This window comes from Desulfovibrio sp. 3_1_syn3 (assembly GCF_000145315.2).
Classification (GTDB): domain Bacteria; phylum Desulfobacterota; class Desulfovibrionia; order Desulfovibrionales; family Desulfovibrionaceae; genus Desulfovibrio; species Desulfovibrio fairfieldensis.
This window is the reverse complement of the sequence record NZ_ADDR02000002.1, coordinates 500,215-513,374: the sequence shown is the minus strand read 5'-3', so window position 1 is coordinate 513,374 and position 13,160 is coordinate 500,215. Positions and strand designations below refer to the sequence as shown.

General features: G+C 48.4%; 13 protein-coding genes and 1 pseudogene. 8 read left to right on the top strand and 6 right to left on the bottom strand.

What is annotated here, in order from left to right; genetic code table 11:
* The first annotated feature begins 1 nt into the window (after position 1).
* Together rdgC and HMPREF0326_RS13450 are read left to right on the top strand one after the other, a co-directional pair.
* The gene (rdgC, locus tag HMPREF0326_RS13455) at positions 2-883 is read left to right on the top strand and encodes a recombination-associated protein RdgC (RefSeq protein WP_008685771.1); all 882 of its coding nucleotides are present in this window, start codon (positions 2-4) and stop codon (positions 881-883) included.
* Positions 884-936: 53 nt separating this feature from the next.
* On the top strand, positions 937-1,554 hold the full coding sequence (locus HMPREF0326_RS13450) for a phage tail protein (protein ID WP_020990628.1): 618 nt from the start codon (positions 937-939) through the stop codon (positions 1,552-1,554).
* Between the two features lie 151 nt (positions 1,555-1,705).
* On the opposite strand, the gene HMPREF0326_RS13445 is transcribed toward HMPREF0326_RS13450, so the two are convergent.
* Together HMPREF0326_RS13445 and HMPREF0326_RS13440 are read right to left on the bottom strand one after the other, a co-directional pair.
* Complete coding sequence (locus tag HMPREF0326_RS13445) at positions 1,706-1,981, bottom strand: antirestriction protein (protein WP_020990627.1); 276 nt, start codon at positions 1,979-1,981, stop codon at positions 1,706-1,708.
* Between the two features lie 270 nt (positions 1,982-2,251).
* Positions 2,252-3,346 carry a tyrosine-type recombinase/integrase gene (locus HMPREF0326_RS13440; protein ID WP_020990626.1) on the bottom strand — a complete coding sequence of 365 codons (1,095 nt, stop codon included), beginning with the start codon at positions 3,344-3,346 and terminating at the stop codon, positions 2,252-2,254.
* A 131-nt stretch (positions 3,347-3,477) separates the two neighbouring features.
* Here HMPREF0326_RS13440 and HMPREF0326_RS16380 point away from each other — a divergent pair.
* Positions 3,478-3,590: pseudogene (locus HMPREF0326_RS16380) on the top strand (ParA family protein); the annotation flags it as partial.
* Positions 3,591-4,193: 603 nt separating this feature from the next.
* Positions 4,194-6,194: an ATP-binding protein gene (locus HMPREF0326_RS16375; protein WP_020990625.1), complete on the top strand. Its 2,001-nt coding sequence runs from the start codon at positions 4,194-4,196 to the stop codon at positions 6,192-6,194.
* Here HMPREF0326_RS16375 and HMPREF0326_RS16370 read toward each other — a convergent pair.
* On the bottom strand, positions 6,172-7,410 hold the full coding sequence (locus tag HMPREF0326_RS16370; RefSeq protein ID WP_020990624.1) for a DNA cytosine methyltransferase: 1,239 nt from the start codon (positions 7,408-7,410) through the stop codon (positions 6,172-6,174). The two genes, HMPREF0326_RS16375 and HMPREF0326_RS16370, sit on opposite strands and share 23 nt — an antisense overlap.
* On the bottom strand, positions 7,407-7,637 hold the full coding sequence (locus tag HMPREF0326_RS13435) for a hypothetical protein (protein ID WP_035073709.1): 231 nt from the start codon (positions 7,635-7,637) through the stop codon (positions 7,407-7,409). Before HMPREF0326_RS13435 ends, HMPREF0326_RS16370 begins: the two co-directional genes overlap by 4 nt.
* 612 nt (positions 7,638-8,249) lie before the next feature.
* Between HMPREF0326_RS13435 and HMPREF0326_RS13430 the strand changes: the two genes are divergently transcribed.
* From HMPREF0326_RS13430 to HMPREF0326_RS13415, 4 genes are all read left to right on the top strand, one after another.
* Positions 8,250-9,005 (top strand): ParA family protein, encoded by a 756-nt coding sequence (locus HMPREF0326_RS13430; RefSeq protein ID WP_008685779.1) that lies wholly within the window; start codon positions 8,250-8,252, stop codon positions 9,003-9,005.
* 42 nt (positions 9,006-9,047) lie between these two features.
* Complete coding sequence (locus HMPREF0326_RS17020; protein WP_008685780.1) at positions 9,048-9,320, top strand: hypothetical protein; 273 nt, start codon at positions 9,048-9,050, stop codon at positions 9,318-9,320.
* A 461-nt stretch (positions 9,321-9,781) separates the two neighbouring features.
* A complete protein-coding gene (locus HMPREF0326_RS13420; RefSeq protein WP_008685781.1) occupies positions 9,782-10,024 on the top strand; it encodes a hypothetical protein in 243 nt (80 codons plus the stop codon).
* A 19-nt stretch (positions 10,025-10,043) separates the two neighbouring features.
* Positions 10,044-10,562: a hypothetical protein gene (locus HMPREF0326_RS13415; RefSeq protein ID WP_008685782.1), complete on the top strand. Its 519-nt coding sequence runs from the start codon at positions 10,044-10,046 to the stop codon at positions 10,560-10,562.
* Between the two features lie 150 nt (positions 10,563-10,712).
* On the opposite strand, the gene traI is transcribed toward HMPREF0326_RS13415, so the two are convergent.
* Positions 10,713-12,548, bottom strand: coding sequence for a TraI/MobA(P) family conjugative relaxase (gene traI / locus HMPREF0326_RS16365; RefSeq protein ID WP_332248638.1), 1,836 nt, complete (start codon positions 12,546-12,548; stop codon positions 10,713-10,715).
* On the bottom strand, positions 12,545-12,880 hold the full coding sequence (locus HMPREF0326_RS13400) for a plasmid mobilization protein (RefSeq protein WP_008685785.1): 336 nt from the start codon (positions 12,878-12,880) through the stop codon (positions 12,545-12,547). Before HMPREF0326_RS13400 ends, traI begins: the two co-directional genes overlap by 4 nt.
* Positions 12,881-13,160 lie beyond the last annotated feature (280 nt).

Genomic DNA, 13,160 nt, shown 5'->3' with positions numbered 1-13,160 from the left:
AATGTCCGGTTTTATGAGTTCTACCACGGCAATGAAAGTTTTTGAGGCTCAGGCCAAAGAACCCGATTCCGACAAGCTGCGGAAATACGCCTTCACGCCCACTCCCGGCCCTGACGGCAAACGCATCGGCTGGGTCGGCCTCGGTGATCCGCTTGACCTGGATTTCAGCTTCGGCATCGACTTCGGCCGATTCCTGGCCTTTTCTCTGCGGATCGACGAGCGCAAGCCCTCCAGTGCGGCCATCAAAATACGCCTGGCGGAAGCCCTCAAGGAGGAGGCCGCCGCCGGCGACGGCAAGATTTCCGGCAAAAGGAAAAAGGAATTGAAAGAGGCCATCACGGCCACGGTCACTTCCAAGGCCGATTTTATCCCGTCCCTGACAGACTGCATCTGGGATTTGGGCGCGCAGCGTCTTTACGTCTCCACGGCTTCAGAAGGAGTCCTGGCCATCTTGCTGGAGCTGTTTAACAAAACCTTCGGCGTCACTCCCACGCCCGTATCGCCCAAGGCGGATATGGCGGCACTGTTCTCCAGGGCGTTCCGGGAAAGCATTCCCGTGGATGGCGGCACGGAAGTCAGCGCCAACGGCTACTCCGTGACGCTGGCCACGCCGGAACAGCAGGAAGACAAGGCCCATGTCGTTGTCGTCAACAATCAAGGAGCTGTGGCCACGGCCCTCGAAGAAGGACTGCGGATCACCAAAATGGCCTTGCTGGCCGTGGACGGTGAGCAGGAGTTGGCCTTTGCTCTGGCTGATGATCTGACCATCTCCGGGCTGAAGCTGCCCAAGGGGGAAAAAGGCGATGACGCCGACGCGACGTTTCTGCTCAAGGCTGAGGCCTGCGCGCATGCGGCCCATGTCGTGGAGGCCCTGAGCAAGTAACACTATCCAGGGCCAGCCTGGCCGGCAGGCTGGCCCTTTTTCAGGAGATCGTCATGTTCCAGAAATTCAGAACCATCCACTTGCTCCTCTGGCTCTTTCTGCTGCCCCTTCTGGCGTCTTCTCCGATCCACGGCGCGGACGCCACCAGCTTTGACCCCACGAGGGTGGAGGTTAAGGCCAAAGGCTCCGGCGGAGTCCCTGTCGGGACCATCGTCGCATGGCCAGTTGCGACGAATCCGGAAGATATGGATAACTGGCTGGAATGTAACGGACAAAGCATATCACCGTCAGTTTACTCGGAACTGTCCGCGCTTGTCGGCGGCCAGGTGCCCGATCTGAGGGGGTTATTTCTCAGGGGGCATGGCTCACAGGACCACATCCAGAACAACGGCACGACCGTGGGCATTACGTCCACCACGCACAGTTCTGGAGCCCTAGGGCAAGTACAGGGCGACGGTACGAGAAATGTTACCGGAACAATTGGTCCGTCTATTGATGCCGGTTCATCAGGGATTGTATACCGGAATGGGCAATCAGGTTATATGCTTCCATCCGCAGCCCATTATGCAACTGCTTTTCATCACATAGACATCTCACGCGTTGTGCCCACAGCAGCGGAGAATCGCCCCGTGAACACCGCTGTTCGTTACCTGATCCGCGCCCGGCCATAGGCCGTTTTCTGGCCAGTGCGGCGCATACTCGGAACTGTTTGCGGTTCTCGGCGGCCAGGTGCCGGATTTGAGGGGGCTGTTTCTGCGTGGGCACGGGGGGAACAGCGCTGAATTAGGCTCACCTCAGGGGCATGCCATGCGCGACATATCTTCAGCGGGCAGCATCAGACGTCATCGTTCCATCATATTCATTTTCATTGCAAAGAATGCGGTATGTCCTTTTTTTTGATGGGGCCATATAAAATCCACCATTGCTTAATTTGTAAAAATTCCATGATCCTCCATGATAATCAGGAGAAAGCATATCCAGCATCGCATATGTATTGATTTCAACAACGTACGCTTTAAATCCGAAATAGCTGGTAATGGCCTCAGTCATCTGACCCTCTTCAACTTTCACTTTGCTGATTTCTTTTTGATCCAACATTGGAATCTCCTTTTGGAGTAGCCCAGCCTTTTCGAGCTGGGGGAAAGGGTTTTGCCGAAAGCGGGCCCTTTCCCCCAGCTCGATAATGGGCGTAGCCCAATGAGAAGCTAAAAAACGCCACGGGTCTGCTTCCGTGACAGAACGCCAGCCAGCGGCGGCTGTGACTGCGGAAGCGAGTACGCAAGCGCACGGAGCTGCACAAAGAAACAGCCGCCGCTGGCCAGTCCTGGCGCGGAAGATGCGCCTGCGGGCGCACCCGGAAGCGTTTTCTTAAATCCCCGGCAGCCGCTTCGCGCGGGTACTTCCGGCCAGGCCCAGGATGTCGGGCGCGGCCTCAACGGCCGCGCGTTTCTGAGTATCCTGGACATGCTGGTAGGTGTTGAGGATCATCGAGGCATCCAGATGCCCCATGAGGTTGGCCACACTGCCGATGTCGGCGCTGCCGGCCAGGGTATAGGTGGCGAATGCGTGGCGGAGATCGTATGGGCGGATACGCCGGGCGATACCGGCTCGCGCCAGGGCGGTATGCCATGCCCGGCAAATGCTGCGCACGGGTCGGCCCCCCCAGGAAATGACATACCGGATGCCTTGGCCCGAATCATGCCGCCACCATGCTTGCAGAATTGGGATCAGATCGGCGCGGATTGGAATGTCGCGTCCGTCCTCAAGGTGGTTTTTTTGAGCGCTGGGCATGCGTAGCATGGCATTAGCCAGATCAACGTCTTTCCACTCCAGACGGAATAGTTCGCTGGGGCCGATGCGCGGCCCGGCACATAGCCCCAGAATGATGACGCGCTGCACATGCGGCGCGGCTGTCTTCAGCAAAGCTCTGGCCTCCTTGGCCGTGGGCGGTGCGATGCGCCGGGCACGTGCTCGGGGAAGCCGGAGATCAAACAAAGGGTTTTCAGGCAGCAGCCCATTCTTCGTCCCCCAATTCAGAGCAGCGCGGAGGATGCTCACGCGGCGATTGACGGTGATCGGGGCGATACCGCGCAAATGCTGCGCTTCCGAAAAATTGAGAATGTCTTGCCGATTGAGCTGACTGGCCAGCCGGTGCCCGAACGCGGAAACGATATGGCTGGCATGGTATCGGGCCTGTCTGATGGTGACGGGATTCGAGTGCGCCAGCCGGAAATAACTTTCCAGCAGATCTTTCACGCTGATCCGGCTCTGGCTGGCTTTCTGCTTACGGGCTTTTCGGAGCAAGGCCCTTTCCTTGGCCGCAATTTCCGCTTGCGCCGCTTCAAACGCCACGGCCAGGGCTTCGTCATCAAAACCCTGCGTATGTTTTTTCCCGGTCCACGGATTCCTCCAGGTCACTACCCACGGCTTCTTCTTACGGAACTCATAAAATTGAATGCCCATAAACCCTCCTTGAGTTATGGGCAGTATTTATCCCTAAAAAATGTATTTACATATTCAATTTTTTATGTAAAAAAATATAAATTGATAAAAATAAAAATATGATAATTTTTTTACATAAAAAGGGGGTACGCATGTATATATGCGCTGTGGCCAACCAAAAGGGTGGGGTGGGGAAAACGACGACAACCCACAATCTCGGAATGGTTCTGGGGCAAAAAAGAAAGTGTTGCTGATAGACTTGGACGCATGGGTACTCAGCGGCGCGGGGCGTGCGACAGCAGGATGCCATAGGACCTCACACTCATGGTATTTTGCAAAGGTACCCCACATTCTGGAACCCAGACGTGCGATAAGCTCTCCTTCCGGTATGGGCGTTCAGCACCACAGGGCTGCAATCCGAGATTCAACGCCTGGGCAAATGACAGAGCCTTGATAAACCCCTCCATAGGAAAAAAGATGGAGGTGACAGGGTAACAAATTGTGTTCCGTAATTCCTTACGCTATAATACGCTAAAATTAGTTTCCATTTGCACAGGGCAACTTTTCTCTTTTTGGCGTAAACAAAGGGCTTTGATTTGATACAAGCTATATTCTTTGATGCTTCGGTACGCTCTACGAAATCCGCAAAAAACGAAATCCCTACGAACCGATTTTAAAGGCTTGGACTTCCAGTGTAGCGAACATCTGCGCTAGGCCTTTTGTCGAGGGATACCAAAAGCCGGAAGACGGTATTTATCACCCTGCCTACAAAAGTCATTGGGGGTGAAGCCTCCATTCGTTCTGCTGCTGGCAGACTCGCAGAGAACGATGCAATCATAACTTTGTAGTCACACAGAAAGGAACTGTCATGAACCAAGAAACACGTAACGAAGAGAATGAATTTTTAGATGTTACCCCTGGCATGATTACATATAATTTATTTGAAAATTTTCCTTATACGATGACAAGAGCATTATGCGAGTTCATTGATAATGCATTACATGCATTTTTAGAACACAGAGAAAAAATGAATCAAAAAACTTTAGATATCCAGATAAAGTTTTTTACCAAGAAAGAAAACAAAGTTGAAATAACTGATAACGGAGCAGGGATATTCAAAAAAGATTTTCAGAAATCTTTTGAGCTTGCTAAGAAAAAAGAAGTTCCAGGCATGAGTGAATTTGGGGTTGGCATGAAAGCTGCTGCCTTTTGGTTTGCCTCAAGATTTACCGTTACTAGTACTCCATATGATTCACAAGTAACTTACTTTACGGATTTCAACCTTGACGAACTAATTGATAACGACACAAAGCAAATAGTATTACGGTCTCAGCAAGCAAAAAAGAATAGCCGTGGCGTCTCAATTGTGTTGAGTAAATTGAGAAGAGAACTTTCGCAGACACACATTGAAGCCGTATGGTCTGAAATTCAAGATATATACCAACTTTTTACGCACGTAGATAATCCTATGCTTAATCTGTCAATTTACTACAATAATATAAGTCTAAGCAGCCCCAATAATGAACGCTTATACAAGTATAGGGAGCCGGATATATTAATTTTTCCAAAAGCAAAATTTTTTGATAAAACAAAGTCGTTATATGCAATTGGTAAAAAGAAGAAATGGGAAGTAAATATTAATTTTAAATTTGAAGGCAAACCAGTCGTGGGGAGGATGTGCTTACTTGAAACATCAAGTCAAACAGAGAACCCTGGGCTAAGGCTATTTCGAGAAAATCGATTACTAAAAGGTTTTTTTGCAGCACCCTATCGCCCTATAAGTCTTGTTGGGACAGCCAACAAGCACGCGCCATCAAGAGTCTTTGCAGAGCTACACCTAAATGAGCAGCCTATCAGCGTTAACAAAACAGATCTTTTAATAGATGAAACTCTATTTCTTGAAACACTGAAAAAACAGAAAGGTGTGAAAGAATTACTAGAACAGGCAGAGGCATATCGCGCAAAGGCTAATCCAATAGAGATTTCAGAAGATGAATACAAGAAACTTGAAAGTAAAAGACCTGTAGTAAGACCAAAAAAGGCGATACTTACCCTTTACAAAAACGTAGACCACGTATTTGCTAAAGCAGATATAGATTTACTTGATTATGTAAAATTCGCAGCAAACAGTAAGGGGGAAAATGTTCCAAACACTGATATAATAATTGAAATAGATGGAAAGCAACAAAGTCAAAATTTTAGAAGAAACTTTCCATCTGAAAAAGTCAATATTACATATTACTTTTATGATGATTCAAATAAGATAGATGCTAATCTAGAATTGATAATTATCCCTACTGCTCAACCGGCAAATATTGAAAAAATTTCCAAGCCCTTAATTCCCCATGTTGTTCACGAATCTTATAGTCTTCAATTGGGGCCTATTCTTCCGAATTTAGTTAGTCAAATTAATGAACTCTATAAACAACAAGAGTATATGGAAATTATCACATGCGGATTACGATCATGCTTTGAAATACCGCTTTATTTAATTAGGATATCCAGAGATATAAAATTTGACAGTACTGTGCAATATCATAACACAGAACAAGCTGTTTTGGCATTACATGGATTACTTCACTCAAACCCCAATAGTAATAAAATTGCAGAGCTTATCGTCAAACAAACTAGCGCCTCATCACAGAAGAACCTTTTGAATCAATACAAGGGAATATCGAAAAAGGATGTCGAAACTTATATAAAACAAGCTCACTTGGGGGCTCATGGCTCAACTACTTCACTAACTAGGGATAAAATTGAAGGACTCGGGGATTACATTGGCCTTTTCCTTCTTGTCGCAGACCAAATATTAAATAATAAGAATCTACAACAAGAATTGGGTGGCGTTATTCCCAGGCCAATTTTTTAGAAATAAAATAAATTATCTTTGCATTTACCGCATTCCCAAGCGCCTTGAAGGATTTTGTATTATCAGAAAGAAGGTGACGAAGTCCTTCAAGAGCCTGGAGCTTTGCAGCTTCTTTGGGGGCAAGATATCTCTTGAATTTGCCAATAATAGGAATCTGTGTGGGGGTCATTGCGACTAATGATGGAGCATGCGTGGGACGACTAACCCTTATCCCAGAAGCTCGAAACTGAATTATATTCTCAAATATATTTAAATTACCTCGCTCTGCTCTCCATTCCAATTTTTGCCAGCTCGTATTTGGGGGAATACTTTTTACCCATTCATCTAAAAATACCTGGTTTTTTGAATATATTTCCCGACTTTTACGTATTGAAGTAGTTATCCATTCAGGTATCTTTCCATTTTTTTTTGCAATATACTCTGGTAGTCTTGCATAAACATCCGCATGTGATCTGCACTCACATAAAGACATCCCAAAGGCACCTCTATATTTTACCAACTCACCTATTGGGAGCAAGCCTAAATCTGTCAATGGGTATGTTGCCCCAAATTCTGCTGCCAATACAGTATGACAGTAAGTAAATTCGATATTATCCAGATATTTCTGCCAGTGTTCCAGCGCCTCTACTTTTGCCTCTTCTACTAGCCTATGCTTTATGCCGTGAACAAGAATAGAATTAACATCACACGCAATCTCCGGCCTATCCTCAAACTCAATCGCATGACGCTTGCTCGCCACGACAAAAACGCGTTCTCTGTTCTGCGGTATCCCAAATTGTTTTGGAGAATAAATCTTGTAGGTAACATGGTATCCAAGGCGTGCTAGAGAGCTATTCACATGTTTCCAGAATTCGCCATTTTGAATAGTGATTATTTGTGGAACATTTTCTAATAAAATATACTCTGGATGATGAAATTCAACTATTCGTAATACTTCATTAATCAATCTCCCTGACTTTGGGCATTTTGCTCCTTGCTTTTTTCCAGCAGAAGAAAATGGTTGACATGGAAAGCCTGCACATAAAACATCATGCTTGGGAACGTGATTTACATCAACTTTCCTTATATCCCCGACTGGCCTTAGTCCAAAGTTTCTCTCATAAAGAGACGCAAGGTCGCCATCTATCTCTGATGCAAACACACATTGGTACCCAGCCCTCGAAAGCCCTAGGTGAAACCCTCCGAGCCCCGCGAACAAATCAATGAAAGTCTTCATTTCTGCTCTTTCCATTCATTAATTAAATCAACAAGATCCCGTTCGGGAAGCTGGCTAAGCAAGTTCAGCAAAGCAATCATTCCTAACGGCTTATTCACACCACGCAGATACTCAACGTAGGTCCGGTGCTTAATCCCTATGGCTTTGGCAACCTCAGCCTGGGTCTTTTTGCCGTGCCTTGCCAGAAAGACATAGTGAGCCTGCTCAAGAAATCGTTCTAAATCCATATATATGGAATACATAATTATGTATTTTATGTCAATATTTATTTAAAATAAATACATAATTATGTATACATTTTAAATAAAAAAAGATATCCATCATTCGTTGTGTTCTGGGATCATGCTGATTTCATTGCATGATTAGTGAGAAGCCGCGAGCGCACCTACATTTTTAGGCACAAATACATGTAGAGCCTATGACACCCGCGCCAGGCTCATGGCGGGGCTTATGCCATTGATGCCCATGTTGGGATGCTTGTTGTAACTCCAGAGACATTCTGTGGTACCATTTGTATTTATTAAAAATTTTTACGGAGATGCTGATTGAGCTAGCTATAGCGTACTGTCCGGTTATATTGCTCAATTTACCCATTTCTCTGTGGGGGCGTCGTCAAAGCCCTGTGTGTGTTTTTTTCCGGTCCACGGATTCCTCCAGGTCACTACCCACTGCTTCTTCTTACGGAACTCATGAAATTGAATGCTCATAAACCCTCCTTGAGTTATGGGCAGTATTTATCCCTAAAAAATGTATTTACATATTCAATTTTTTATGTAAAAAAATATCAATTGATAAAAATAAAAATATGATAATTTTTTTACATAAAAAAGGGGATACGCATGTATATATGCGCTGTGGCCAACCAAAAGGGTGGGGTGGGGAAAACAACGACAACCCACAATCTCGGAATGGTTCTGGGGCAAAAAAAGAAAGTGTTGCTGATAGACTTGGACGCCCAAGGCAATCTAACGGACGCTTGCGGATTCACTCAGCCAGACTTGCATGGTTCCGCTTATGAAGTGCTTGGAGGAGGAAAGAGCCTGGTGGAAGTAATTCTTCCGCTGGCCAAGGGAATAGATTTGCTGCCTGCCACCAGGGATTTGGCTGTGGCGGAATTGGCCTTTGCCTCGAAGTTGGGCCGCGAAAATCTTTTAAAAAAAGCCCTGAAGGAGGCTGACTATGATTTCGCCATCATTGATTGTCCTCCAAGCCTTGGACTTCTTACGGTGAATGCCCTTACCGCCGCCAATGGGGTTCTGATCCCTGTGCAGGCGGAATACTATGCCTTGGCCGGGCTTGATCTGATCCAGGAAACGATGCAAGGGGTCGTTGAAAATCTTAATCCCGGTCTTCATACTCTGGGAATCCTGCTCACGTTTTATGACAAACGTAAATCGCTTAACCGAGATGTCGCGGTTGGTTTGCAAGAACGCTGGGGAAACTTGGTTTTCAAAACTGTGATCCGCGATAACGTGGCACTGGCGGAAGCACCAAGCAATGGCCAGAGTATTTTTGGCTATCGCTCCCAGAGTTATGGCGCTCAGGACTATGCGGCACTTGCCAGGGAGTTTATGCTTAGGGTAAAAAATCAGTAGTTATTTTTTTACATAAAAAAATATTACAATAAGGATATAAAAATGGGTCTTGGTGATCGAGGAAAGCGGCGAGTAAAGCTCGATGGCTCGCCCACGGTAGACGATCTGTTCAAGCCGACGGAAGCAGTCCAGCCTGAAACCACGGAAAAGAAAATAGGCAGACCCAAGGGAGAACCCGTGAAGCCCAAAACTTTCACGCTTCCCTTAGAGTTGAACCAGCGGCTCCGGCGTTTCGCGTTTGAACATGAATGCAAAGAAGTGGATGTGGTCAGAGCGTCCCTGGAGGCTTATCTGGATACGCATGAGGAAAAATGACACACATTATTTTTTAATGGATAAAAATATTCATGTTGAAAAATAATTATTGCGATTATGGGCAAGCTGTTTGATCCTCTCGTGAGGCTCGCTGGCCTTGGCGCAAATGTGCATATAGTGGCGATGCCACAGGTCAAAAGAAAGTTCGACTCACCTTTGCCCGCTTTTGCCGGAAAGACGATGCCAAAAAGGCGCAAACAATTGCGTCAAGATTTGAGCGCCTGATTTTGCTTCAATATGACGTGCCCGCAGGGTGGCGGCCAAGAACCGTACAGCAGCTTGTTGCTGCGGGAAAAATCGGTGTGGTGTCCGGCAGATATGTTTTAAAAAATGAATAAGTAAATATTTTTTTACATGAAAAAATATTTATATTTAAAAATATATTCAGACTGGTGCTTGTAGCTCTTCAGACCTTCACGTATATTTGTTTAGTCAAAAGTTTTCTACATCTGGAGGAAACAATGCCGGAACCGAATTTGAAACATTTTTCGGAAGAGGAAAGAAAATTAGTCGTACAGCAGGTTATGGCGCTTATTGATGAGGGAAAAGATGATGAGGCTGACGCCCTCCATCGTACATTGCCTTTGCCGGCTGAATATCTTCAAACGCTCAAAGAGCACATGGGCCTTGAAGCGCTTATAGAAAAAGGCGTAAACCTTTCCACTGCGGTAGAAAAATATGGCGAAAACTGGCTCGCCTCTTGAGTTTGCTCACCGATTGGATATGGCGGATGACATTTTAAAAAGCATCAGAGAATCCAAACCGGGATTGCGGCTCTCAAAGGAGTTGCAAAAGGCTGCTTCTGAAATGGCTTTTGCACTGAAAGCCAGAGATTTTGATACGTTGCTGGCTATGGAAAAACTCGCCGTGCAACGTGATTTCAGGGAGTACGGGACAGATCTGGCCCAAAAATCGGAAAACGGCCATAAGCAAATTATGGAGCGCTGGCGGATTGTCAGTAACCCCAGGACGGCCAGGGAGGATTTCCAGGCTACCTATGCTCCGGAAAATTTGCCCAAGGCCCGTGTCATGGATACCGTCATGGAAAGCCTGGTCAAAACCCAGTGCAGACGTTTATCCGATTACGCCAAAGGAAATGCCACGCCGGCGGAAAAGCTCTACTTTTCACGGCGTCAGGAGTGTCTGAAGGCTGTGTATAAAGAACATATGCTGCATCTCTCCCAAGCCTTGGGACAAAGCAAGGGCCAGGAAAAAAACCAGGACAGATCGTTGTCACGCTGAGCTTCAAGTGACGAAAAGTGAGACGGCCAGCCAATAGGCAGGCCGTCTCACTTTTCGTGTTACCGGGCTAAAAAGCCGCTCTGTAGAAATTCAACAGGTTGCGTTAGTTGGCCAACATGGTTCTGGATCTGCCCAGCAAATTAATTCGTGCTACCGTTCCGTCCCTTGGCTCTGTCCCCGGCTTTGCTCTTGCCGGCGCTGCCGGTGGACAACGGCGGGCCGTTCAAAGACATTCCGCCCCTTCCGCTCATAGATCTTCTGGCCACTGTCCAGCGTGTACACGAGATCGCCTGTGTCCCTGTCCAGAGACACCCGCCTTCGCTTTACGCCCCACTTGGCAGTCATATAATCCAGGGCTGTTTCCCTGGCCTCAGCGCTGAAGCTGATGCTGCGCCCGGTGTCGCAAATTTTTTCTCCATCGGGCAGGGTGAAAATAATACTGCCGAGTTTGCTGATTCTGGCCGTGGTTCCACTGGCCAGGCTCTCCATCAGCGCGACGCTGATGAGGCGGTTTTTTGTTTTGGTGGAAAGCTCGGCATTCTCGAGGATTGCGGTCTTGCTGGCCAGGTAGGCCGAACGGGCCTGCATGCGGCTCTGCCTTATCTCCGGCGTGACTTCTTCTTCTCTGGACCGGAGGACGGCCAGGGCGCTTTCGTCGCCTTGGGCGGCTTTCTGCCGCAAAAAATCAAGCCAGTTGCCCGCGCCCTGGTCCACGCGCGCGGCGTGGATTTCTTCCGCTTCATACTGGCGGACCATTTTCATAAGATTCGCCCTGGTCCTGCGCGCTATGGGCCTGCGCTGTAATTCCATGCGCTGTTGTTCCCACTTCCGGCGGATATCTTCCAGGCCTATTTTTTGGACCTGGCGCTGTTCCTGGAACTCCTGCCAAAGCTGATTCCGGTTCGGTGCCTTCTGAAGCGGATCAGCGCCGTAGCGTCGTTCGCTTTCCGGCATTACTCCCCTGGATGACTGGAAGGCTCCGAACCGGGCTTCCAGCTTCTTCAAAGATAAATCCCGATGCACGGCGCTGGCCTTGGCCATGTGCCGCCCATGTCGGTCCTTGACCACAAGTCCGGCCCCGCGCGGCTTCAGCTCCAGGCCATGCCGGGCAAAGGCGCAATGCACGTCCTCCCAGGAACGCGCATTTTCCAATATGGCCAGAATGGCCTCGCCCTGGTCGCGCGCGTAGCCCTCAAAAGACTGTCGGCCGGTGTGCGCCTCCACGGCTGCGGCCCTTTCACCAAGGCCCTGTTCCTGGGCCTTATCCCGGCCGTTGTCGATGACAAGGCCGTATTCCTTCTCCAGCTCCCGGCAGAGCTTGTCGCGTTTGATATAGTCCCGCCAGGGCTCCACGCGCGTCAGCTTTTCCGGGTGGATCAGATTATAAGCGACGTGCATGTGCATGTTTTCCGTGTTGACGTGGACGCCGCAATGCCGCTGATGTTCCGATAGTCCCAAAGCCAGGGCAAAGCGTTCCTCAATGGCCTTGAATGTTTCCGGCGTCAGCCTGGTTTCATCTTCCGGCCGGAAACTCACAATCAGATGATAGGTTTTCTCCTGGGTGGTGCGCATATTAAGCGCCTGGGTATCGGCCACTTCCTGGATGGCCAGCTCATAATCGTCCCCGGCCCAGCAACCGGCGCACCAGCTCATAAGGCATTTTTCAGGCTTTACATCTTCGGGAAGATCAGCGTGCCGTCGCATGCCGCCATCGGCGCGTCGATCAAGGCGTGCATCAGCAGGCAGAAAATCCGCAGCTCCTCTTTCCTGTCCTTGCGAGTAAGATGCCAGACGGCATTCGGACAGCCGACGCATGCGGTTTCCGGCAAGTCCTTGACCTGTTTCAAAGTGGCGCTGCGGATCATAGTGCCGTTGTCCATCGCTCAGCTCCTGTTGCATGTCATGTTCACGCCCGGCGGCAATATACTTTGCCAGCCGGGCGTAGTTATCATTTTGAGGGGCACACGGAATCCGCTTGCTGATCATAGCGCCCTGATCCTGGCCTTCAGGCTTGCCTGAAGCTGATCAATCTTATGGAGCAGTCCGTAAATCTGTTCCTTATGGCCGGTGGCCAGGGCCTGCTTGAGCAGGCCACCCAGCCGCCCGAGATCGGCGTTGACCTTCAGCAGCTCCCGCCGAGCCTGCTGGTCCTCCCGGCTCTCCACCCGGAAGCCCAGGCACACACGCCGGGCAAACTCCGACAGACTCAGCCCGGCCCGGTCACTGGACTCCATAATAAGAGCGAATTCTTCCAGCGTCACATAGGCTTTGATTTGCTCTGTGCGTCTGGGCCTCTTTTCAACTTCCGCTTCCGCCATGCCTTTTGTTCCCTGCTTTTAGCGTCGAGCCGAAGGCGAGTAAGCCAGCCACCCCCGGCGTTGAGGGGGCAGGACGTAAAGTGGCCACTTGAAAAGTGGTACCACTTTACCTGTCCTGTCTTTTTCGATTTATGTCAAGATATATTATGATTTTTAAATCTTATAACATCTTATTACAAATGTAATAAGATGTCACAAGATATTATGAAATGTTATAAGATGGAACAATATATCATGAAATGTCATGTTTTGTTATGAATTATAAAGTCAATATATTGAG

Bases quoted from the DNA above. Each gene is read 5' to 3' on its own strand.
- HMPREF0326_RS13415 (WP_008685782.1), top strand. From the start codon at position 10,044: ATGGCGGATGACATTTTAAAAAGCATCAGAGAATCCAAACCGGGATTG.
- traI (WP_332248638.1), bottom strand. From the start codon at position 12,548: ATGATCAGCAAGCGGATTCCGTGTGCCCCTCAAAATGATAACTACGCC.
- HMPREF0326_RS13445 (WP_020990627.1), bottom strand. From the start codon at position 1,981: ATGTTGGATCAAAAAGAAATCAGCAAAGTGAAAGTTGAAGAGGGTCAG.
- HMPREF0326_RS13440 (WP_020990626.1), bottom strand. From the start codon at position 3,346: ATGGGCATTCAATTTTATGAGTTCCGTAAGAAGAAGCCGTGGGTAGTG.
- rdgC (WP_008685771.1), top strand. From the start codon at position 2: ATGTCCGGTTTTATGAGTTCTACCACGGCAATGAAAGTTTTTGAGGCT.
- HMPREF0326_RS13400 (WP_008685785.1), bottom strand. From the start codon at position 12,880: ATGGCGGAAGCGGAAGTTGAAAAGAGGCCCAGACGCACAGAGCAAATC.
- HMPREF0326_RS16375 (WP_020990625.1), top strand. From the start codon at position 4,194: ATGAACCAAGAAACACGTAACGAAGAGAATGAATTTTTAGATGTTACC.
- HMPREF0326_RS13450 (WP_020990628.1), top strand. From the start codon at position 937: ATGTTCCAGAAATTCAGAACCATCCACTTGCTCCTCTGGCTCTTTCTG.
- HMPREF0326_RS13420 (WP_008685781.1), top strand. From the start codon at position 9,782: ATGCCGGAACCGAATTTGAAACATTTTTCGGAAGAGGAAAGAAAATTA.
- HMPREF0326_RS13430 (WP_008685779.1), top strand. From the start codon at position 8,250: ATGTATATATGCGCTGTGGCCAACCAAAAGGGTGGGGTGGGGAAAACA.
- HMPREF0326_RS17020 (WP_008685780.1), top strand. From the start codon at position 9,048: ATGGGTCTTGGTGATCGAGGAAAGCGGCGAGTAAAGCTCGATGGCTCG.
- HMPREF0326_RS16370 (WP_020990624.1), bottom strand. From the start codon at position 7,410: ATGAAGACTTTCATTGATTTGTTCGCGGGGCTCGGAGGGTTTCACCTA.
- HMPREF0326_RS13435 (WP_035073709.1), bottom strand. From the start codon at position 7,637: ATGGATTTAGAACGATTTCTTGAGCAGGCTCACTATGTCTTTCTGGCA.